This window comes from Frankia alni ACN14a (assembly GCF_000058485.1).
GTDB lineage: Bacteria > Actinomycetota > Actinomycetes > Frankiales > Frankiaceae > Frankia > Frankia alni.
The window spans coordinates 2743880-2764944 of the sequence record NC_008278.1 but is presented as its reverse complement, the minus strand read 5'-3'; the positions used below and the strand labels follow the sequence as shown (position 1 = coordinate 2764944).

Sequence of the window (21065 nt, the reverse complement as noted above, 5' to 3'; positions counted from 1 at the left end):
TCCAAATCGGCAGGTCAACCCGGAGGGTGACCCGGAAGTCAGCTCTGGTCGAGCACGGCGAGGAGTTCGTCGTTGTAGAAGTCGTCGAGGGAGCACGCGCCCGACACCGTCGAGAAGTACCGGTCGATCAGCTCCTGGTGGCCGACCAGTTTTCCCAGCAGTTCCGTGCGCCCCTCGGGCCTGAGCTCGGCCACGTTCAACACACCCTGGTAGAGGTTCAGGAACTCGTCGCGCAGATCTTCCTCGTAGGCTTTCAGGGCGACCTCGAGGGCCGCCTCGTCGTGCAGTCCCTGGCCGATGCGCTCGGTGAGAAGACGGGCCTGGATGAAGGCGTCGGTGATGCCGCGGGCGGTAATGGAATCCTTGTGGTGCACCGCGTCGCCGAGCAGTACCCAGCCGGGGCCGAAAGCCTTGCGGAAGTAGTTCTCCTGCTGGCCGGTGCCGTACAGTCGCTCCACTCGGCGGCCCGCCGCCATACGCTCGTACAACGCGGGCGCCGTCGCACGGACCGCTTCGAGGTAGGCCGCCTCCACCCGGGTGCGTACCCTGGTGAACTCCGCCTGCGGGAAATAGGTCATGACCAGGGTGAGATCGTCGTTGGTCGGGATCACACCGATCCAGCGTCCCGGCCGCTCGTACAGCTCGAAGTGCGCGGGCACTCCGGCCCAGTAGCTGTAGTACGTGCAGGTCATCCGCGGATGCTCGATGACGTTGCCCGCGCCGGCCCGGCGGGCCACCACGGACCGCATCCCGTCCGCGCCGACGACCAGCCAGGCCCGGTCCGTCGCCACCGCCCCGCCGGGCGTGGTGTACTGCACGCCGACCACCCGGTCGCCGTCGAAGAGCAGGTCCGTGACCTCGCAGGATTCCCGGAACTCCACTCCGGCCGCCACCGCGCCCGCCGCCAGGATCGGGTCGAGCACGAACCGCCTGGGGGCGTAGGTGGTCCGGTTGCCGTCGACCGGCAGGGAGAAACCGGCCAGGCGCACGCCCGGCGCGGTGTAGCTCTGCTGGTCGATCGGCTGGCAGCCCGCGTCCCGCAGGTCACCCAGCAGCCCCCACCGGTCGAGCAGTGCCACGCCCGGCTGGTGGATGTAGTGCGAGGAAAGGGTGTCCCGCGGGAACTGCGCCTTCTCCAGCAGCAGGACCCGGTATCCCTGCCGGGCGAACAGCATGGCCGCCGGCGCGCCCGCGCAACGGGCACCTATGACAATGAGGTCGTACATGGCGCCTCTCCTAGCAGACACTAATGGTTCGCGACATGGTCTCGACCGGGCGTCGCCCGGCGGTCGAGAAAGCCGCCGGACGCCCACGGGAGGCCGGCAGCCGCCCGGTCCTAACCGGCAGTCACGTCCATGGACTCGATGTACGCGGAAATCGAGGCAACCGTCGGGTTGAGGAACATCTGATCGACCGGGACCTCGATGCCGAGCTCTTCCATGAAGGCGCCCTGGATCCTGGCCATGATCACGGACTGGCCACCCAGCGAGAAGAAGTCGTCGTCCACCGAGAGGTCATCGAGGCGAAGTTCGCGGCACCAGATGGCGCGCACGCTGTCGGAGATCATCATGGATCCCTTCACACTCATCGGCTTCGGCGACTACGCCGGCACGCCGTTGTCGGCGCGCTCGTTCCGGAGCTGCTCCGCCAGCGCCCGCCGGTCGACTTTTCCGTGCGGGCTCAGGGGAATACCCGCGACGCTGAGGAACCGGGCGGGCACCATGTTCCTGGGAAGTTTCCCGAGTAGTTGGGCACGCACCTCGTCCTCGGCGAGACCGTCTCGCTCCGAAACGATGAACGCGATCAGCTCGGGCTCACCCAAACCGGTCCGGTCCACCACCACGGCCGCCTGCCTGACGTCGGCCAGCCGGCCGAGCGCACGTTCGATGTCGGTCGGGTCGATGCGCATACCGCGCACCTTCACCTGCGCGTCCAACCGGCCGGCGACGACCAGCTCCCCCGCTCCGGTCACATAGCCGCGGTCACCCGTGCGGTACAGCCGGTGGGCCACACCGTCGACCTCGACGGTCGTGAAGCGCTCCGACTCGGGGCCGGTACCACCCAGGTAGCCGGCACCCACGCTCGTTCCGCAGATACAGATCTCGCCGTACTCGCCCGCCGCGACACCGTGCAGCTGCTCGTCGACGATGTGCAGCTCGGTGTTGTAGGCCGGCCTGCCGACCGGCGCGATGTTCTGCCCGCCCCGCCAGTAGTCGGCGAGGTCGTAGGACGACGCGACGTCCGTGCACTCGGCGACGCCGTACTGGTGGAGCAGGGTGCAGGTGTTTCCGGGCTGCCGGGCCCAGACCTCGATCCGCTCGGTGTGCAGCGGCTCTCCGCCGAAGAGAACATAGTCGAGCTGGGTGAGCGCGGTACCGCCGCGGGCGGTCTCCCACTCCACCAGCAGATACAGCGTGCTCGAGGCACAGTGCACGGTGCGAATGTCATGCCGGGTCAGGATGCGATAGGCCATCGCAGCGTCGAAGTTTCGGCTCGACAGCAGGTACTGGGTTGCGCCGCAGAACAGCGGCATCAGAAGGCTGCGCTGCGAGAGGTCGAACCCGAACGCGCTGACCACCAGATTGTTCGACCCCTGATGGAGACCGTACTCCAGCATCAGCCAGTTCAACAGGTTGAACCAGCCCTCATGGCGGACGGTGGCCACCTTGGGGGTACCGGTCGACCCGGAGGTGAAGACTGCGTAACACAGGTCGTCCCCGGTGACCGAAACGTCCGGGTTCTCCGGCGAGCGACTGCTGAGATCGGCGTCGATTCCGTCGAGGGAGACCAGGTCGGCGCGCGCCGATTCGACCAGGCCCGCCGTCGCCGCGGAGGTCACGACCAGGGCCAGGTCCGGAATCTGCGCAAGCAGCAGCCGGAGCCGCTCCGCCGGGTAGGACGGGTCCATGGGGACATAACACGCGCCCGCCTTCAGGGTGCCAAGAATGGCGACGAGAAGGTCGGCCGAGTAGTCGAGGCAGACGCCAATCTTGGCACCTCTCCCGAGTCCGCGCGCGAGGAGAAGATGCGCGAACTGGTTGGCCCTCGCGTTCAGTTCCGCGTACGTCAGCTGCTGCCCGGCGCAGACGACGGCAACTGCGGTGGGTGTGGCCTGTGCATGCGCTTCGAACTTCGTGTGGACGACGGGGGCCGAGGGCAGGGCGACCCGCTTTCCCTGGATAATCATCAACTGACTCCGATGTCGCGGATATCTGGCCGGACGAGTCGCCGGCGCGTCACGGGAACCACCCCGATTCGGCGCCGGCGGATGCTACGTCGTTAGGAGGCGTACCGATCGGCCGCATCGAGTACCTGCGTCACCCACTTGCCGACAGGCAGTCCGTGCGCGGCGGCCACTTTCGAATAGGAATCCAGTTGGCCGGCGGACAGCTCGATGGTGAGGGTGGTGGCCTGCTGTCGGCGGCGACCGGCGGAGGTCGATCTGATCGGCCGGGGTGCCGCCCGCCTCTCGTCACCGCCTTGCTCGGGGAGTTCGTCCTCCTGGGACTGCTCCGCAAGGCTGGCCCGGATCGCCCGACGAAGTTCGTTGCGCGACCAGTTCTGTTGTTCGGCCTTGCGTAGCCAGTAGTCCTGCTCAGGCGTCGACAGGCGGGTGACCTCGGCGTGATGGGCGAAGCTGAGCCCGTCCCGCCTGCGGTGATGCTCGAACCGGCGGGCCACCCACGCGTAGTTGCGGAGGGTCTGGTAATCAAGCCCGGTTCTCTCGATCGCCTCCTGGTAGCGGCGCCAGCCGTAGGCGGCCTCACCGAAGATCAACCAGTCGGCCAGCCACCACGCCGAGGAGTTGGTGAGTTCACGAAGACTGATCCCGATCTTTTCCCAGGATCGTTCGGACAGGTTCTGCGGGAACGTCATTCCCGACTTCTGCATCTTGGCTTCCAGCCCCATGAGGGACAGGGTCGCATCGCGCTGCGCCGGCTCAGCGCTGGATCCAACCGGCCGTATCTCCACACTGCTCGTGGCTCTCACCGAACACCACCCACAACCTTCATCTCGCAACCAGAGTTACGCCCCGCTTTTGAGCCGACTGCCAGCGTCAGCACCCCATTGGCGATCACTCCCACACCACCCTTTCCGGCCGTCCGGCCGGATCCAGTGGCGGATCAATCCACCGACATGGCCTCACGCAGGCTCTTCGGCCGCAGATCGGTCCAGTTCTGTTCGACGTACTCCAGGCACTCCGCCCGCGCCGCCTCACCGAAGACCACCCGCCAGCCGGCGGGCACCTCGACGAACACCGGCCAGAGGGAATGCTGCTCCTCGTCGTTGACCACGACGTAGAATCGGCCGTTCTCGTCGTCGAAGGGGTTCGTGCTCACATTCCACCGTCCTCGTCCGTCACCAGGTGACTCAAGAAGGGAATCGCAGGACCCGGCGCGATGTCTCCGGGCCGGGTGTCCTGTCGGCAGGACATCGCAGTCGCTCGAAATGCACAGCCCACGTTATGGCCCGACCGATGGTGCCACAAGGGGATGACGGTCTGTCGGCCCCCTGTCGCCCGGCCGAGACCCTTCTGCGGAGAACCCTCTGCACACCGTCCGGACGCTGTGCCACGATGTGCCTGCCGCGTTCCACGGACCGGCCCGCTCGTACCCGGATTCCTCGGATTCCGGACCGCGGCCGGCAAGAGCGCGTGGTTGCTTGTCGACCGCGCCGGCCAGGACTCCGCGACATCCCCCCGATGACCCCGGCGAGTACATCGGAAAGAAATCGCAATCAACACTGACGCGTAGCGGCGACACGCCTGCGCCGCACCGAAGAAAGGGACATCCGGATGGACGCTCTGGCGGAGGCCGTGCTCGCGGGCGCATCGCGCGACGAACTACTGAGCAAGGAGGTGCCGGCCGAGTACCTCGCCACCTATCTGCACGAGGACGACGTGCAGATGTTCGGCGGCACGGCCGACAAGGACGTGCGCCGGTCGCTACGGGTCGGCCGGGTGCCGATGCCGGAGCTGGCTCCGGACGAGGCCCTCGTCGCGGTCATGGCCAGCTCCATCAACTACAACACGGTGTGGTCGGCGATGTTCGAGCCGCTGCCGACCTTCGGTTTCCTGCATCGCTTCGGCCGCCAGGGCGGTTTCGCCGCCCGGCACGACCGGCCGCACCACGTGGTCGGCTCGGACGGCGCCGGCGTCATCGTGCGGGTGGGCTCGGGGGTGCGGCACTGGAAGGTCGGCGACCACGTGGTCATCTCGCCGGCCTACGTGGATGACCAGGAGGCCGCGACGCACGCCGACGGGATGCTCGGCGCGGAGCAGCGCGCGTGGGGCTTCGAGACCAACTTCGGCGGCCTGGCCCACTACACGGTGGTGCGGGTCAGTCAGCTGGTCGCCAAGCCCACCCACCTGTCCTGGGAGGAAGCCGCCTCGGTGACACTGTGCGGCGGCACCGCCTACCGGATGCTGGTCGGCGACCACGGAGCCCGGATCAAGCAAGGCGACATCGTGCTGATCTGGGGCGCCACCGGGGGTCTCGGTGCGTACGCGGTGCAGCTGGTGAAGGCCGGCGGCGGCATTCCGATCGGGGTGGTCAGCTCGGCGGAGAAGGAGCGGGTGCTGCGCCGGCTGGGCTGCGACGTGGTCATCAACCGCGACGAGCTGGGTCTGGGAAACGGCACCGAGAGCCCGGACGAGATGATCGACGCGGGCAGGCGGCTCGGCCGGCGGATCCGCGCCGAGGTGGGTGAGGACCCGCACGTAGTGTTCGACTACGTCGGTTCCGCCACCTTCGGCATCTCGGTGTTCGTGGTGCGCAAGGGTGGCGTGGTCGTCACCTGCGGATCCAGCACCGGCTTCCAGCACCAGTACGACAACCGCTACCTGTGGATGAACCTCAAGCGGATCATCGGTAGTCACGTGGCCAACCTGCAGGAACAGGTCGAGTGCAACCGGCTGGTGCAGCTGGGCAGGCTCGCCCCCGCGCTGAGCACGGTCTATCCGCTCGACGAGGTCGGTGAGGCCACGCGGCTGGTCCAGACCAACCGGCACATCGGCAAGGTCGGGGTGCTGTGCCTGGCCCCCCGCACCGGGCTCGGGGTCACCGATCCCGCCCTGCGCGCCCAGATCGGCGAGGAGCGGTTGACCCCCCTGCTGGAGCCGTCCGTCCCACGGCAGTCGCCGCGGCCGACCCCGATCGCCGTCTGACCGCCGCGGCCGTAACGGCACCCCCCGAGCACCGCCGCCGGCGCGTCACACCCCGACACGGAAAGAACACCCGGTCTCCGCCGTCCCACGAAAGGTGAACTCCCGATGTTCGTGCCCTGCCACTACCGAGCACCGAACGTGTCCATGATGGTCGACCTGATGCGGGAGAACCCGCTGGCGCTGATGGTGAGCAACGGGGCTCCCGGGGCGGTGCCGTTCGCCACCCATCTCCCCGTCATCACCGACCCCTGCTGGGACGGACAGGCCGGGCCGGACCTGGGCGGCATGGTGCTGCTGGGTCATCTGAACCGAGCCAATCCCCATTGGGCGGCGCTGGAGACCGGCTCGATGATCCTGCTGACGTTCACAGGCCCACACGCCTACGTCTCACCCACCGTCTACGGCCTCACGCCCGCGGCTCCGACCTGGGACTTCACCTCGGTGCACGTGCACGGAGTGGTCGAGAAGCTCACCACGACCGAGGAGACGCTGGAGGTGGTGCGGGCGACGGTGCTGGCCTTCGAGCAGGAGTTCGGCGACGGCTGGGACATGACCGACTCCCTCGGCTACTTCCGCCGGATCGTGCCCCGTGTGGGCGCCTTCCGGCTGCGGGTGACCGGCGCCCAGGGCATGTTCAAGCTCAGCCAGGAACAGACCCCCGAGATCCGCGAGCGGGTGGCGCGGTCCTTCGCCGCCCACGGATCCACGCGGCACGCGCAGACAGCGGAACTCATCAGCCGACTGCCGCACTGACACCGCTCACCATGGTGTGCCGAAAGGGGTCCGTACCCCGTCGGGGCGCGGACCCACCTCGACGTCCACGGTCGCGGACAGGCCGTCATCCCGGCCGTCGGCCGGTCAGGCCCGGGGCAGCTCCGGCTCGGCCTTCCGATCCTTCAGCACCTGGCTGGCGGCGGCGTCCAGGGTGGTCGTCACCCAGGCGCTCAGCTCGCTGCCGACCTGGATCGCCGCGGTGTGCCATCGCTGGAGCCGGTGGTCGGGCAGGACCAGCGCACGCGGAGCTATGGCGGTGCTGGTCGGGCCGGCGACGCGCTGCCGGCCGGCCCGAACGGCATTGCGCAACTGCTTGGTCGTCCACTTCAGGTGCTCAGCGCGATCCAGCCAGGCGTCCTGTTCGTCGACGGGCAGGGACGCCAGCTCGGCATGGTGCTGGAAGCTGAGAGCGGACCGCCGGCGGGGCATATCGAACCGCCGGCAGACCCACGAGTAGTTGCGGAGCGTCTGGTACTGCAGGCCGGCCGCGCGGATGCCCCGTTCATAACGGTCGACGTACTGGTCCTTGCCGTAGATGAGCCAGTCCCCCAGCCACCAGCTGGAGGAGTCGATCAGTCCGGACAGCTGACGGCCGGCGCGCTCCCAGTCCTCGAAGGCCAGCCCCGGGGGGATGTGCAGCCCGACCTTCGTGGTGAGCACCTGGGGCAACCGCGGCCCCTGCCCGCCCGGTCGCCGCGCTCTGGGCACTCCCTCGGGTTCCGCGCGTGAGGTCAGCACGTCGGAGTTCTCCCGCCCCTCGATCTGATTCATCATCACGCCTCCGTGTCAACAATTCTGCGAACCTCGGAGTACACCGAGTCATCAGCGGCTGTCTGAATAGGTTCGACGACGACCCGCGTGGAGCGGGCGAGGTCGGCGGCCAGGGCGGCCGCCTCCCCCGGGGTGGGGGCGGCGACGAGGATCATTCCCACGTACCCTCCGTCCTCCGGGTCGACCAGCGCACCGGGCTCGACGAAGAGCTCGGCGCGCAGGACGGCCGGATGGTCGAGCACCCTGCGCCATTCCTCGACGAGAACGAACCGTCCGAGCGGACCGGTGAGGAACCGCACGGCCGCGGCACGCTGCGGCACCAGCGGCTGGGCGTCGCGGGATTGGCCCAGCGCGTCTCCGTAGATCAGCCCGAACAGCTCCAGGTCGGGGATCGCATGGGCGAGCAGGACGTGGGTCCAGCCGCCGCCCAGGCGGGCCTTCACCGTGCCGAGCACGACACCGGCGTCCGTGAGCGTCAGGTCGACATGGAACGCGCCGAAGGACAGCGACAGGCTGCGCAGCGCGGCGACCACCGTGCTCTCGACCAGGGCGAGGTCGTCCGCGGGCAGGTCCGCCGGCAGGACACGGGCCCGAGTCCGCATCCGCGGCCCGGGGCCGAGCTCCTTCTCCGCGATGGCCAGCGTGCGTGGCTCCCCGTCGAGGAAGACGCCCTCGGCGCTGAACTCGCGCCCTCCCACGAACTGCTCGACCAGGAGCTCCTCGTCCGATGGCAGTCGGGCCAGCGCGGCGGTCAGATCCGCGGGCCTTCGCACCAGGGATACCGTGTTCCCTCCCGCCGACCGGCGGGGCTTGACGATACAGGGGCTGCGGGTGTCCCGCAGAAACTCGGCGGCCTCGGCGCGGTCGGCGCAGAGCCGAAAGCGCGGCTGGACGAAGCCCGCGGCGGACAGCGCGGCCCGGCAGCGGTCCTTGTCGGCGATCAGCTCCACGGCCTTCGGCGCGTTGCCGGGGGCGCCGATCTCGGCGGCCACCTCGGCCACCATCTGCTGGCTGCGCGAACCGACGTCGAACACCATGTCGAAGCGGGCGCCGCCGGCCACCATCGACCGCGCCCACGCTACCCACTCATCGGTGCGGGCGAAGTCGACGGCGGAGCAGACGTCCGCCAGCTCGCGCAGCGTGGCCGCCGCGGCGAGCGACCGCGTCCGGTCGGTGACGTGCGTCCACACCCCGCGGGCCCGGCCTTCCAGCAGCGCTCGTCCCGCGATGTCCTCGCCGAGTGGCGCGGGCCAGTCGGCGCCGAGGAGCAGCGCCGCCGGCCGATCGTCGGCGGGCACGATTCCCCCGTTCGCCCCCGCCCGGATGGACAACCGCCTGGCCGCCGTCGGACCGACGAATCGTTCGGGCATCCGGTTACTCCCCTTTCAGCTCGTACCGCTTGCGCAGCCGGCCATCCCGCGAAATCCGGATGACTGGAACACACCATGCTCGGCGGGGGTATTGACCGGCTATCAGGCCGCCATCTGTCGATCATGCCAGCTATCGAATGGGACCGAAAGCCGAACGAGGGCGCGTTGAAACCGCCGCGCTGTGTGATTTCTCCCGAAGCGGCCGCCACGGGCCGCAACAGACCGCCGGGGTACGGCGGAAAACCTGAACGGGAGACCCAGGATGACAACCAGCGCGATTTCCTCCACCTTCGCCCTGAAGGCACACTCCAGCATTCCCGCGGGAAGCGACGACACGCACTGGGGCACCTGCGGAATCAGCGCGCCGGACTTCTCGTCGAACCCGACGGTGGCGAGCGACGACACGCACTGGTAGTGATCGCGCCCCGCGCCGCGACCACAGCAGCCTGAATCAGGAGGTCGCGGCGCCCGGAATAAGGTGCCACTTCACGGTCAGCTCAGCCAGCATCCGAGCAGCCTCCGGAGAACCGAGCTTGAGCAGAATCAGCCTGGCCCCCGCCAGCTCGGCACCGGCCGCCACATAGTCCGCCTCGGCGGCGAGAAGTTCGGAGAAGATCATCCGAACGCTCGCCTGAAGCAGACCCACTCCAAGCCGGTCGAAAAGCTCCCGCGCCGCGGCGAGGTGGATACGAGCGACCTCATAGCCGCTTCCCACCATCGCGATCTCACCCAGGGCCAGCAGGCTGCGGCCCTCGATCATGCGGTCGCCCACCTGTTTCGCGAGACGCAACGCCTGGATCAGGCTCGCCTCCGCGGCGCTGAGATTGCCCTGCCTCCACTGGGCCCGGCCGAGTCCGTTGAGAGCATGGCACTCACCGAACTGATCACGGTTCCGGCGGACCAGACGCAGCGCCCATTCGAATGCCTGCGCCGCCGATCCCGCCTCATGATCGCGTAGATACAGCTCGCCGAGCCGAAAAATCACCTGCGCTTCCACGCGCTCGCAGTGAATATCCCGGCAGATGGCCAGCGCCGCGGTGAGCATGTCCCGCGCGGACTCGTGCTCCGTGTCCTCCTCCGTGCGGGCCTTCGCGATGTTGACCAGCACGTGCGCCTCGCCCGCGCGGTCACCCACGGCGCGCAGACCGGTCAGGGCGGTGTCGTACTTGTCCAACATGGCGGAGTGATCGCCGCGCAACCAGTCGATCTGCGCCATGTTGCGAAGCACCAGCGACTGGCCATGCAGATCGCCGATCTCCTCGAACGCCGCGAAGGCCGCGGGCAGCAGACGCTCGGCCTCCTGCAGATCCTGCTGGTACACGGCCAGGCTCCCCAGCGAGTAGCGCATCGCCGCGGCGCCACGGACGTTGCCCGCGCCCTCGCAGACGGCAAGAGCCAGCTCGGCGGTCTCCCGCCAGTCGTCGAAGTAGCCCTTCGCCTCGAAAAGCGTCACCGAGGTCAGGGCCAGGTCCCAGCACAGCTCGTCCATGCCCAGCTCGGCGGCCTGGCGCACGGCGCCCACCAGCGGGCGGCGCTCGCTTTCCCACCAGGTGATGGGGTCCTCGACCAGGTCGTCGATCACGTCATCCGGAAGCTCCCACAGGGCGGCGTCGCCGTGCAGGACGGTGAAGTCGCCACCGTACTCACGGCGGTGCGCCCGCCGCACGAGCGAGAGCCAGCATCCCAGCACCCTCTCCTGGGCGGCCCGCGACTCGTCCTCCCGACCGGCCTCGCGCAGCCGTTCCTTCGCGTAGATCCGGATGAGGTCGTGGTAGCGGTAACGTGGCTCCTCGCCAAGCATGACCACCACGTCGAGCAGCTGCGCGTCGACCAGCCGCTCCAGGGTGTCCTCGGACTCCGTGACGTCGATGTCGAGCAGCGCGGCGGCCGTCCAGGCCGCGAAGTCCTCCCCGTTCAGTAGGGCGAACAGGCGGAAGAGCCGCTGGGCGGACACGTCGACGCCCCGGTAGGCGACGCTGATGGTCGAGCGCAGCTCCAGGCCGCCGTGTTCGAACTCGTCGAGGCGTCCGGCCTCGTCCTGCAGCCGACGGACGAGCTTGGCGATGGGCCAGTGTGGGCGGTGCGCGAGGCGGGCCCCGCCGATCCGCAGCGCCAGGGGCAGGCCGGCGCAGAACTCGGCAAGCTGCGTTGCTGCCGGCAGCTCGGCGCGGACCCGCTGCTGCCCCGCGATGTCCGCGAGGAGGTCGATCGACAGATCGTTGTCGAACACCTCGAGGTTGATGCAGACGGCACCGGCCAGACCGGTCATCCGAGAGCGGCTCGTCACGATCAACGCGCAGCTGGGGCTGCCGGGCAGCAGCGCCTGGACGAGCGGCTCGTCGACCACGTCGTCGAGCACCACGAGGATCCGTTTCGCCGCGAGCCTGCTGCGGTACATCGAGCCGCCCTCGGCCGGATCCTCGGGGACCGCCGGTCCGGGAACGCCCAGGGCGCGCAGGAACCGCGAAAGCACCTCGGCGGAGCCCGCCGCACCGGTCATGCCGCGCAGGTTGGCGTAGAGCTGCCCGTCCGGGTAATGCGCCTTGAGCTCGTGCGCGGCGCGCACCGCGAGCGCGGACTTGCCCACACCGCCCTTGCCGGTGATGGCCAGCACGCGCACCGAGTAGCGTGCCGCCATCTGGTCCTGATCGGCGCCGAGCGACTGGACGATCTCGGCCAGCTGCTCGGATCGGCCGGTGAAGTCGGCGATGTCGCTGGGCAGCTGCCGCGGCGGTACGACGCCGGAGTCCGCGGCCGTGTCCTCCCCGGGCGCACCGGACACCGGACCCGAGCCGGCACCCGTACCAGTACCGGTCGCCGCCGCAGGCACGTCGGCCTCCCGGTCCGGCACCCGCAGGTCGAGGACCGGATCGTGGTTCAGGATCGCCGTCTCGAGTTGCTGCAGCTCCTTGCCTGGCTCGATGCCGAGCTCGTTGACGAAGATGGCACGCATCCGGCGATAGCACTTCAGCGCCTCGGCCTGCCGGCCCGCGCGGTAGAGCGCGAGCATCAGCGAGCCGTACAGCCGCTCCCGCAGCGGCTCACGCTCCACCAGCTCGAAGAGCTCCCTGATGACCTTGTCGTGCCGGTTGAGCGCGAGCTCCAGCCGCACCCGCTCCTCGATCGCGGTCAGCCGCATCTCGTCAAGCTGGGTGGCGGCCCGCTGCACGAAGTCGCTCTCCACGCCCTGCAGCGCCGGGCCCCGCCAGAGGCCGAGAGCGCCGTGCAGCTCCTCGACCGCCTCGGCGACCTGGCCCTTACCGGCGAGGTCGCGTGCCGAGGCGACCATCCGACCAAAGCGGGTGACATCCAATTCTTCCGCGTCGATCGAAAGCAAATAGCCCGACGCGCGGGTGGCGATGGCATTGGAGCGGCCGGCGTCAGCAAAGGTGCGACGCAGTCCCGAAATGCAAATCTGAATCTGGGAGCGCGCCGTTGCCGGCGGCTCCGTACCCCACACCGCCTCGATGAGCCTCTCCAACGGCGTCACCCGGTTGGCTTCCAGGCCCAGCATCGCCAGCACGATCCGTAGCCGGGGACCGCCCACAGTCAGCTGCTGACCGTTGTGAAGCAGCTCCAGAGGACCTAGAAACCTGAACTCCATTTCACCCCACAGGAGCGCTCCAGCCGGAGATCCGGCGTCGTATCCCGGGGCGGCGCCATGCGCGCCGCAGAGCCACACTGTCGACACAGAATCTAACACGTTGGCAACGAGAAGCGTTACATGACCTTGAACCGCAGGGCAGAAGATTGTCGAGCAGCTACGCACGGTTGACGCGCCGCCAGCCTTGGCTTCAGGAACTCGCGGGCACCGTTTATGTTGGCGCGACCGGCCCCACTCAACACCGCGCGATGCCTTGCCTCATGTGGTCAACGCCACCATGACCAGCCAAGCACGGAGATTTGCCAGCGTCGCGCGGGGCGGCGGCCGCCCCCCCGGGGGTGGCCGGGGAACGCGCTCCCGGACCACCCCGCCGGGCACCGGACGCGGGGACCGGCGGACTCATGTGGGGTCGAACATGACTCAGGGTAAAACTCTCACCATGATCTGGTGGTCGACCTGAGGGAGCCAGCGGCCGAGCTGGCGGGTGCGATGTCCTCATTCGTGCCGGCGCTGGTGGTGGTCGGAGCGGGGTCGCGGTGGGCGGTCTGGTCGTGGAGCAGGTGCCGGGCAAGCATGATCATGCTGCGGCAAGCATGATCATGCTGCGGAGAACCGCGCCGAGGGCGCGACTTCTGGCGCGGGACGTGGCGCACCGGGTGATGGCGCTGCCAGCCCTGGCGCTGGTCCTTGCCGCATACGGCCCGATCCGCCTACCAGGAGTGCCTGGCTAGCAACGGCGTCACCCTGCCCACTCCGCCGGCAGGGCAGGGGGCACCGCCCGGCGGCTCCCGCCTGCAGGGCGCCCAGCCCTCTCAATCAAGGATCGTGACATCGCCGGGACGGGGATCCCGCCCCAGGACAAGTCGATGGTGCTCTCGGCCGTGCGCAACGCAGGTGGGTAAGCGTAGGTCACCACCCACAGATGATCGATCGCCTGGCAGCGGACTGTCATGCGGCACGGAGCCGGATGCGGGCTGGGCACACCGGTTCACGCCGCACACGTGATCACCCATCACCGCACCTCCCGTGCACATGTCCTCGCGGGAACCGTAGTCCTGGTACCCGCGCAGAGCAGAGAATCTCACGAACCTACCCGGACGACCGACGGATTACTTGCGTTCCGCGGTCGGAAGAAAGATCGCGTCGGATATGAGGGCGGTGCGGGAGGTGGCCATGGTGAACGCGTCGATGATGAGTTCGGTGCGCATGTGGTTCGCCATCGACCAGCCGATGACCCTGCGGGAGTAGAGGTCGATGACGGTGGCGAGATACAGCCATCCTTCGCCCGTGCGGACGTAGGTGATGTCCCCGACGAGCTTGGCGCCAGGGCGGGTGGCGGTGAAGTCGCGGCGGATGAGGTCGGCGGGCGGGCGCCTGACCGGGGGTCGTGGTGCGCCGGTAGGCCTTGGGCTGGCAGCCCTTCAGCCCGGCCCGACGCATGATCCGCCGGACGAGGCGAACCGAGGTGGGCCGGCCCGACGTGGTCAGGGCGGCGGCGATCCGCCGCGCGCCGTAGGTCTGGCGGGACGCGGCGAACAACGCCCGTACCTGGGTCTCCAGGGTGGCGTGTCGCCGGGCCCGGGGTGACGCCGGGGGGACTCGGCCACTACGCCCGCGCTCTACACCGCCGGCAACGCTTCCTCCTGACCCGCCATGTCTGACGTCCGACCGACATCAGATGCCAGCCGGGGCTGCGGTGAATGCCCGCAGCGGCCCGATCACAACGCGGGCGGCGCCCGCTTCAGCCAGGACCAGCTGACGGTGGGTACGGGAGTCCGTCAGCACCGCTCGCGCTAACGCTCCTCCGACTCGCATCAGCAGCCCGCAGGTCCACCGGGCTGGGCACGTACGGGATGGACGCGTGCGCAACGCAGGTGGGTAAGCGTAGGTCACCATCCACAGATGATCGATCGCCTGGCAGCGGACTGTCCTGCGGCACGGAGCCGGACGCGGGCTGGGGTACACCGGTTCACGCCGCACACGTGATCACCCATTCGCGGAGCGCGAGGAGATCGCGCTGGGTCGTGCCCGTGGGGACAGCATCCGTCAGATCGCCCGGGGCCTGGGCCGGCCCGCGTCGACGGTGTCGCGGGAGCTGTGACGTAACGCCGGTACCCGGTGCGGGACGCTGGTCTACCGGGCCACGCTCGCGCTGTGGCATCGTGACCGGCGGGCCACCCGCCCCAAGACCGCCAAGCTCGCAGGCAACGAGCAGCTGCGCGGCTATGTGCAGGAGCGGCTCGCCGGGCCGGTCCGCCGTGGCGACGGCACGGTGGTGCCCGGCCCGTGGACGGCGCCGTTCACCGATAGGAACAAGCCGCACCGCCAGGACCGCCGCTGGGTCAGCGCGTGGAGCCCGGAGCAGATCTCGCGGCGGCTGCGGGTCGACTTTCCCGACGACGCGGCGATGCGGATCTCACATGAGGCGATCTACCAGGCCCTTTACACCGAGGGGCGGGGGGCGTTGCGCCGTGAGCTGGTCGCGTGTCTGCGCACGGGCCGCGCGCTGCGGGCGCCACGCGCGCGGGCCGGACGGCGCCCCGATGGCATGGTCACCCCCGAGGTGCGGATCGGTGCCCGCCCGGTCGAGGCCACAGACCGGGCGGTCGCGGGGCACTGGGAAGGAGACCTGATCATCGGGTTGAACCGGTCCGCGATCGGCACGCTGGTCGAGCGCACCACCCGGTTCACCCTCCTGCTGCACCTGCCCCGCATGGACGGCTACGGCCATGAACCGCGGGTGAAAAACGGTCCGGCGCTGGCGGGCCGCGGCGCCGACGCCGTCCGCGAGGCGATCACACAGGCGTTCGCCGTGCTGCCCGAGCAGCTGCGCCGGACCCTGACCTGGGGTGGTGACCTCGACTGGCCGGCGGCCGTGAGACAGCGCCCGGGTGAAGGATCGGCGGGCGGCGGCCTGGTCGCGGCGGGTGCTGGCGAGGACGTCGATGACCTGTCCGTACTGGTCGACGGCCCGGTACAGATACGTCCAACGGCCGGCGACCATCACCTACGTTTCAGCCACGAACCACCTGTCGCCGGGACGGTGCCGGCAGGGCCGGGCCGCGTCGGCGAGCAGGGGTGTGAAGCGCTGCACCCAGCGGTAGATCGTGACGTGGTCGACCTCGAGGCCCCGTTCGGCGCGGAGTTCCTCGACGTCCCGGTACGGCAGCGCAAACCGCAGGTGCCAGCAGACCGCCAGGACGATCACCTCGGGTGGAACCGGAACCCGGCGAACTCAGACGTCCGAACCGGGACATGGACACGACGTCGACGCATCCACCGATCACGACCGATCGGCGGCTACGCGAAGGCGGACATCGCCGATGCAACAGTGCCGGCAGGGTCATCTGCCGTGCCTGTCACCCGCGCTCCGGTGTCGGGTCCGGTTCCGTCCGCGCGGCCGTCCCACCTTCCCCTGCCTCCCGGCGCTGGCGAGCCGTCCCCGGCCGATCCTCCCCGGCCGCATCGCCCTCAGCCGTTGACAGTCAAACAACCGGTTGGTAGAAACTGCCTCACCGCGTGTTGCGCGAATCACAATTGATCTCAGGGGGTCAATGTGCGAAAAACCGCACGCCTTGCGGCGTCCGTAGCGGTCTTATCGGCAGCCGTCGCCGGCTGCGCCTCGTCCGGCTCCGGGGCAACGGCCGGGTCTGGCGGCGGCGCGGCCGCATCCACCATGGCCTGCTCGGCGGATCCGTCCACGGACGCGGTCAGGACCTACACAGCGCCGCCGACGGCGCCGAACCCCGCGGTCCGGGGAAAGAAGATCGCGATCATCGCAGTGGGGATGTCGTCATCCACGGTCGCCGTCGGCGCCCGGGGCGTCGAGGAGGCCGCGAAGGCCATCGGATGGACGACCACCCTGTACGACGGCAAGCTCAATCCGGCCAACTTCCCGGTGATGGTGAAGCAGGCCGTCGCATCGAAGGCCGACGGCATCATCGGGGTCGGGCTTGATGCGCCCCTGGTGACGCAGGCCGCCAAGGACGCGACCGCGGCCGGCGTTCCCATCATCTCGGTCCAGGGCTGGGATCTCAACGACGACCCGTCGACCCAGACCGAGAAGCCGATCTTCACGACCCATATCAGCTTCGGTGACCGCTACCAGGACTTCGCCGCGGCGGTGCGTGCCTACGGCGCGGCGTCCGCGCAGTGGGCTATCACGAAGGCCGACTGCCGAGGCAAGATCATCGACTTCTCGAACAACGAGTACACCACGCTGAAGCTGCTTGAGCAGGGCTTCTCGCAGAAGATCAAGACAGGCTGCCCGGCGTGCAAGCGGGTCGAGGTCCCCTGGCTCGCCGCGGACTTCGGGCCGGCCCTGACCTCGAAGGTCAAGGCCGCCTTCCTGCAGAACCCGGACGCGGTGGCCGCCAACGGCGCGACCAACCCGACCCTCGGCATCACGCAGGGTGTGACCCAGTCCGGGCTCACCGGCAAGATGCAGATGATCGGCGGATTCGGCGTCGCCGCCGACTACGACGCGCTGCGGTCGCACCAGGGTCTGACGGCCGTGAACTCGTGGCCGCTGCAATGGTGGTCCTTCGCGGCCGTCGACACGCTGAACAGCTACTTCAACAAGACGCCCGCCCGGGATGAAGGCCTCGGGTTCGAGATCGTGGACGGAGCGCAGGACCTTCCCACGGCAGGCAAGGACTTCGCGCCGGGCTTCGACGTCCCGGCGGCGTACGAGAAGTCCTGGGGAGTCACGCGCTGATGTCGGCGATGCCTGCTGACGACGCCCGGACCGCGATCGTCGTCCGGGGGCTGTCGAAGAGCTTCGGCAGCACCCAGGCGCTGGACGGGGTGCGGCTCGAGCTCGCGTGGGGAGAGATCCATGGCCTGGTGGGCGGCAACGGCTCGGGCAAGTCGACCCTGATCAAGATTCTCGCCGGAGTGCTCGAGGCCGACGCCGGCGAGCTGACGACGGACGGGTCGACGTGGGACCTCACCCGGCACACGCCGGCGGAGTCCGCCCGGGCCGGCTTCCGCTTCGTCCACCAGGACCTGGGCGTCGTGCCCGTGCTCAGCGTCGGCGACAATCTCGGGCTCGGCGGTCACTTCGTCCGGGGGCCGTTGGGCACCATCCGCTCGCGACGCTCGCGGCGACGGGCGGCCGAGGTGCTGCGCCGGTTCGATCTGGACGTCGACCCGCGGGTGACTGCGGCGTCGCTGTCCACACCGCAGCGCGCCCTGCTCGCCATCGCCCGCGCCCTGCAGGACGTCGACGAGTCCGGCCGGGCCATCCTCGTCCTCGACGAGCCCACGGCCGCGCTGCCGGCCGAGGAGGCGAGCGAGCTCCTGCGCACCCTGCGCCGGCTCGCCGAGGCCGGGCACAGCGTCGTGCTCGTCACCCACCGCCTGGACGAGGTGCGGCGGGCGGCCGATCGGGTCACCTGCATCCGGGATGGCCGACACGTCGGCACCCTCGATGCGGCCGACCTGTCCGAGGCGCGACTGGTTGAGCTGATCCTGGGCGGCAAGCTCGAGCGCACGGTCACGGCCGCCGGGCCGGCCGACGCGTCGGCGGCGCCCGTGCTCGAGCTGCGTCATGTCGCGGGTGGCCCGCTGCGCGATGTCAGCCTGACGCTGCGTCCGGGCGAGATCGTCGGCATCGCCGGCCTGCTCGGCAGCGGACGGACCGAGCTGATGGAGATGATCTACGGCGCGCGCCGGATCGAGCGCGGTGACCTGGTCGTGCGCGGCACTGCCGTCCGATCGCCGTCGACCTCTGCGATGACCCGCCGGGGCGTCGCGTTCGTTCCCGAGGACCGTATCGCGGCGGGCATCTTTCCGCAGGAAAGTGTCGCGACGAACATGACCGCCGGCCAGTCGGGACGCTATTTCGCCAAACTGCGGCTGCGCACCGGCCTGCTGCTGCGGGACGTGGCGCGGGATGTCTCCACCTATGCGGTCCGGACGAGCAGCGTTCACCTGCCCATCAATGCCCTGTCCGGCGGCAATCAGCAGAAGGTCGTGCTCGGCCGGTGGTTGCGCACCTCACCCACGGTGCTCCTGCTCGACGAACCCACACAGGGCATCGACGTCGGATCCCGCGAGACCGTCCTGGGCCTCGTGTCCGAGGCGAGCCGTGCCGGCACCGCCGTGATCCTGGTGAGCTCCGAGTTCGAGGAGCTCACCAGGATCAGCCACCGGGTCCTCGTGCTGTGCGACGGCCGCATCGCCGACGAACACCCACACGGGATGACCAGCCATGACCTGCTGGAATCCGTGCTCGAGAAGCAGAGGGCGACCCGATGAAGGCGCAGTTACGGATTACCGAGTTCTTCGAGCGGTACGGCCTCGTGGCCCTGCTCGTCGCGGTCATCGTCTTCTTCAGCGTGAACTCCGCGACCCCCCAGTTCGACACCGTCGCCAACCTCAGGAACATCCTCACCGACCAGTCAATCCTCGGGATCCTGGCCATCGCGACCGTGATTCCGCTGGTCGCCGGTCAGATCGATCTCTCGGTCGGGCCGAATGCCGGCCTGACCTCCGTTCTGTGCGCGGGCCTGATGTCGAAGTCCGGCTGGCCGCTGTTCCCCGCGATCCTCGCCGCCATCGTCGTCGGCCTCGTCATCGGCACGATCAACGCGATCCTCGTCGCCTCGGTGGGCATCAACTCGATCATCGCCACGCTGGGGATGTCCAGCGTGATCGGGGCGGCCGTCCTCGCGTACTCCGGCGGAGTCTCGATCACCACGGGCGTGAGCCCCGGGCTCCTCAGGCTCGGCCCGGGGAAATGGCTCAGCGTCCCCACACTCTTCTACTTCCTCCTCGGCATCGCCCTCGTCGCGTGGTATCTGCTGGAGAAGACGCCGACGGGTAAGAACCTCTACGCGATCGGATCGAACCCCCGGGCGGCGTTGTTGGTGGGCATCGGCGTCTCCCGGCAGACGTTCGGCTCTCTCGTGCTCGCCGGCGGCATCGCGGGCGGCGCCGGCGTTCTGCTCGTCGCGGCCGTTGGCGCCGGCAGCCCACAGCTCGGCTCGAACTACACGCTGCCGGCCATCGCTGCGGCGTTTCTCGGCGCGACGTCGATCCAGCCCGGTCGGTACAACGTGTGGGGCACGATCACCGCGGTGTTCTTTCTCGCCATCAGCGTCAACGGGCTGACCCTGTGGGGGGCCGCCCCGTGGGTCAGCGAGCTCTTCGACGGTGCGGCGTTGATCGTGGGCGTCGGGCTCGGTGTCTACGCCGGAGCCCTTCGGCGCAGGAGGCCCGGCCGCAGGGGGACGGCGTCGCCGGACGAGATGGCAGCCGCGGCCACGACGGCGCCCCATGACGCACCACCCGTCCTCGACGCACCACCCGTCCTCGACGCACCACCCGTCCTCGACGCACCACCCGTCCTCGACGGAGCCGACGACACCGACGGGTCGGACCGCCGTCCCACGAACGTGACGCAGGACGCGGGCGCGAACCGGGCCGGACCCTGACCTCGCCGACCGCGCAGCCACCGGCCGGGTGCCGGGGATGGTCAGCGAATGGAACAGACGAGTGGGAACGGAGAACCGCAGTCACATGACGGGACGGGTAGCAGGCAAGGTCGCCTTCATCACCGGCGCCGCACGAGGGCAGGGACGCAGCCACGCCGTCCGGTTGGCCGAGGAGGGCGCGGACATCATCGCCATGGACATCTGCCGGTCGATTCAGGGTGTGCCCTACGACGGGCCGTCCCCGGAGGACCTCGCCGAGACGGTGAAGCAGGTCGAGCGGTTGGACCGACGCATCGTCGCGATCGAGGCCGACGTGCGCGACCAGGAGGCGGTGTCGGCCGCGCTCGCTCGGGGACTCGACCGGTTCGGCCGGCTCGACATCGTCGCGGCGAACGCCGGGATCAGCTCGGCACCGCATCCCGCGCAGGACATCCCCGACGACGTGTGGACCACGATGCTCGACATCAACCTCAGCGGCGTGTGGCGCACGTGCAGGGCGGCCATCCCGCACCTGGTTGCGGCGGGCCACGGCGGGGCGATCGTCCTGACGAGCTCGGCGGCGGGGCTGCAGCCGTATGCGAACGTCGCGCACTACGTCTCGGCGAAGCACGGCGTGGTGGGCCTGATGCGCGCGCTCGCGCTCGAGCTGGCGCCACACAACATCCGGGTGAACACCCTGCATCCCACCCAGGTGGACACTCCGATGATCATGAATGACTCGACCTACCGGCTGTTCCGGCCCGACCTGTCGCACCCGACCCGCGAGGACTTCGCGCCGGCCTCGCAGGCCATGAACGCCCTGCCCCTTCCGTGGGTCGAGGCCCGGGATGTCAGTAACGCACTGTTGTTCCTGGCCTCGGACGAGGCGCGCTACATCACCGGCGTCGCGCTGCCGGTCGACGCCGGAGCCCTGATCACCTGACCTCGGATTCTCCGAGATC

The 21065-nt window shown here is 69.3% G+C and carries 15 protein-coding genes and 3 pseudogenes; 8 read left to right on the top strand and 10 right to left on the bottom strand.

The window, feature by feature from the left end:
- Positions 1-38 precede the first annotated feature (38 nt).
- From FRAAL_RS11120 to FRAAL_RS11100, 5 genes are all read right to left on the bottom strand, one after another.
- Positions 39-1226: an NAD(P)/FAD-dependent oxidoreductase gene (locus FRAAL_RS11120; protein ID WP_041939150.1), complete on the bottom strand. Its 1188-nt coding sequence runs from the start codon at positions 1224-1226 to the stop codon at positions 39-41.
- A 110-nt stretch (positions 1227-1336) separates the two neighbouring features.
- A complete protein-coding gene (locus tag FRAAL_RS11115; protein ID WP_083866762.1) occupies positions 1337-1570 on the bottom strand; it encodes a phosphopantetheine-binding protein in 234 nt (77 codons plus the stop codon).
- 30 nt (positions 1571-1600) lie between these two features.
- Entirely contained in the window at positions 1601-3187 is a 1587-nt protein-coding gene (locus tag FRAAL_RS11110) for an amino acid adenylation domain-containing protein (RefSeq protein WP_041939149.1), read from the bottom strand.
- 92 nt (positions 3188-3279) lie between these two features.
- A complete protein-coding gene (locus FRAAL_RS11105) occupies positions 3280-3909 on the bottom strand; it encodes an LmbU family transcriptional regulator (RefSeq protein WP_011603698.1) in 630 nt (209 codons plus the stop codon).
- A gap of 215 nt (positions 3910-4124) precedes the next feature.
- Positions 4125-4340: an MbtH family protein gene (locus FRAAL_RS11100; protein WP_011603697.1), complete on the bottom strand. Its 216-nt coding sequence runs from the start codon at positions 4338-4340 to the stop codon at positions 4125-4127.
- Positions 4341-4795: 455 nt separating this feature from the next.
- Between FRAAL_RS11100 and ccrA the strand changes: the two genes are divergently transcribed.
- On the top strand, positions 4796-6166 hold the full coding sequence (gene ccrA, locus FRAAL_RS11095) for a crotonyl-CoA carboxylase/reductase (RefSeq protein WP_011603696.1): 1371 nt from the start codon (positions 4796-4798) through the stop codon (positions 6164-6166).
- Between the two features lie 105 nt (positions 6167-6271).
- Complete coding sequence (locus FRAAL_RS11090) at positions 6272-6919, top strand: FMN-binding negative transcriptional regulator (protein ID WP_011603695.1); 648 nt, start codon at positions 6272-6274, stop codon at positions 6917-6919.
- A gap of 105 nt (positions 6920-7024) precedes the next feature.
- Here FRAAL_RS11090 and FRAAL_RS11085 read toward each other — a convergent pair whose 3' ends face one another.
- Both FRAAL_RS11085 and FRAAL_RS11080 read right to left on the bottom strand, forming a co-directional pair.
- Positions 7025-7714 (bottom strand): LmbU family transcriptional regulator, encoded by a 690-nt coding sequence (locus FRAAL_RS11085; protein WP_197537263.1) that lies wholly within the window; start codon positions 7712-7714, stop codon positions 7025-7027.
- The gene (locus FRAAL_RS11080) at positions 7714-9081 is read right to left on the bottom strand and encodes an ATP-grasp domain-containing protein (RefSeq protein WP_011603693.1); all 1368 of its coding nucleotides are present in this window, start codon (positions 9079-9081) and stop codon (positions 7714-7716) included. Before FRAAL_RS11080 ends, FRAAL_RS11085 begins: the two co-directional genes overlap by 1 nt.
- 262 nt (positions 9082-9343) lie before the next feature.
- Between FRAAL_RS11080 and FRAAL_RS32910 the strand changes: the two genes are divergently transcribed.
- Positions 9344-9496 carry a hypothetical protein gene (locus FRAAL_RS32910; protein WP_157734496.1) on the top strand — a complete coding sequence of 51 codons (153 nt, stop codon included), beginning with the start codon at positions 9344-9346 and terminating at the stop codon, positions 9494-9496.
- 36 nt (positions 9497-9532) lie between these two features.
- Here FRAAL_RS32910 and FRAAL_RS11070 read toward each other — a convergent pair whose 3' ends face one another.
- Positions 9533-12850, bottom strand: a complete 3318-nt coding sequence (locus FRAAL_RS11070) for an AfsR/SARP family transcriptional regulator (protein WP_157892046.1) — start codon at positions 12848-12850, stop codon at positions 9533-9535.
- A gap of 948 nt (positions 12851-13798) precedes the next feature.
- Positions 13799-14278: pseudogene (locus FRAAL_RS31575) on the bottom strand (IS3 family transposase); the annotation flags it as partial.
- Positions 14279-14681: 403 nt separating this feature from the next.
- On the opposite strand from FRAAL_RS31575, the pseudogene FRAAL_RS31570 reads away from it, so the two are divergent.
- A pseudogene (locus tag FRAAL_RS31570) lies at positions 14682-15533 on the top strand (IS30 family transposase); the annotation flags it as partial.
- Here FRAAL_RS31570 and FRAAL_RS30950 read toward each other — a convergent pair.
- Positions 15534-15961: pseudogene (locus FRAAL_RS30950) on the bottom strand (IS6 family transposase); the annotation flags it as partial.
- A 280-nt stretch (positions 15962-16241) separates the two neighbouring features.
- Here FRAAL_RS30950 and FRAAL_RS11060 point away from each other — a divergent pair.
- The 4 genes from FRAAL_RS11060 to FRAAL_RS11045 all read left to right on the top strand — a co-directional run bounded on the left by FRAAL_RS11060 (position 16242) and on the right by FRAAL_RS11045 (position 21046).
- The gene (locus FRAAL_RS11060) at positions 16242-17402 is read left to right on the top strand and encodes a sugar ABC transporter substrate-binding protein (RefSeq protein ID WP_157892045.1); all 1161 of its coding nucleotides are present in this window, start codon (positions 16242-16244) and stop codon (positions 17400-17402) included.
- A gap of 8 nt (positions 17403-17410) precedes the next feature.
- Positions 17411-18946 carry a sugar ABC transporter ATP-binding protein gene (locus FRAAL_RS11055; RefSeq protein WP_162137466.1) on the top strand — a complete coding sequence of 512 codons (1536 nt, stop codon included), beginning with the start codon at positions 17411-17413 and terminating at the stop codon, positions 18944-18946.
- Positions 18943-20124, top strand: a complete 1182-nt coding sequence (locus FRAAL_RS11050; RefSeq protein WP_011603682.1) for an ABC transporter permease — start codon at positions 18943-18945, stop codon at positions 20122-20124. Before FRAAL_RS11055 ends, FRAAL_RS11050 begins: the two co-directional genes overlap by 4 nt.
- Positions 20125-20209: 85 nt before the next feature.
- Positions 20210-21046: a mycofactocin-coupled SDR family oxidoreductase gene (locus tag FRAAL_RS11045; RefSeq protein WP_041939147.1), complete on the top strand. Its 837-nt coding sequence runs from the start codon at positions 20210-20212 to the stop codon at positions 21044-21046.
- The last annotated feature ends 19 nt before the right edge of the window (positions 21047-21065 follow it).

Excerpts from the sequence above, each read along its gene's own strand:
- FRAAL_RS11090 (WP_011603695.1), top strand. The coding sequence starts at position 6,272 with ATGTTCGTGCCCTGCCACTACCGAGCACCGAACGTGTCCATGATGGTC.
- FRAAL_RS11080 (WP_011603693.1), bottom strand. The coding sequence starts at position 9,081 with ATGCCCGAACGATTCGTCGGTCCGACGGCGGCCAGGCGGTTGTCCATC.
- FRAAL_RS11045 (WP_041939147.1), top strand. The coding sequence starts at position 20,210 with ATGACGGGACGGGTAGCAGGCAAGGTCGCCTTCATCACCGGCGCCGCA.
- FRAAL_RS11050 (WP_011603682.1), top strand. The coding sequence starts at position 18,943 with ATGAAGGCGCAGTTACGGATTACCGAGTTCTTCGAGCGGTACGGCCTC.
- ccrA (WP_011603696.1), top strand. The coding sequence starts at position 4,796 with ATGGACGCTCTGGCGGAGGCCGTGCTCGCGGGCGCATCGCGCGACGAA.
- FRAAL_RS11115 (WP_083866762.1), bottom strand. The coding sequence starts at position 1,570 with ATGATGATCTCCGACAGCGTGCGCGCCATCTGGTGCCGCGAACTTCGC.
- FRAAL_RS11055 (WP_162137466.1), top strand. The coding sequence starts at position 17,411 with ATGCCTGCTGACGACGCCCGGACCGCGATCGTCGTCCGGGGGCTGTCG.
- FRAAL_RS11105 (WP_011603698.1), bottom strand. The coding sequence starts at position 3,909 with ATGGGGCTGGAAGCCAAGATGCAGAAGTCGGGAATGACGTTCCCGCAG.
- FRAAL_RS11085 (WP_197537263.1), bottom strand. The coding sequence starts at position 7,714 with ATGATGAATCAGATCGAGGGGCGGGAGAACTCCGACGTGCTGACCTCA.
- FRAAL_RS11110 (WP_041939149.1), bottom strand. The coding sequence starts at position 3,187 with ATGATTATCCAGGGAAAGCGGGTCGCCCTGCCCTCGGCCCCCGTCGTC.
- FRAAL_RS11120 (WP_041939150.1), bottom strand. The coding sequence starts at position 1,226 with ATGTACGACCTCATTGTCATAGGTGCCCGTTGCGCGGGCGCGCCGGCG.
- FRAAL_RS32910 (WP_157734496.1), top strand. The coding sequence starts at position 9,344 with ATGACAACCAGCGCGATTTCCTCCACCTTCGCCCTGAAGGCACACTCC.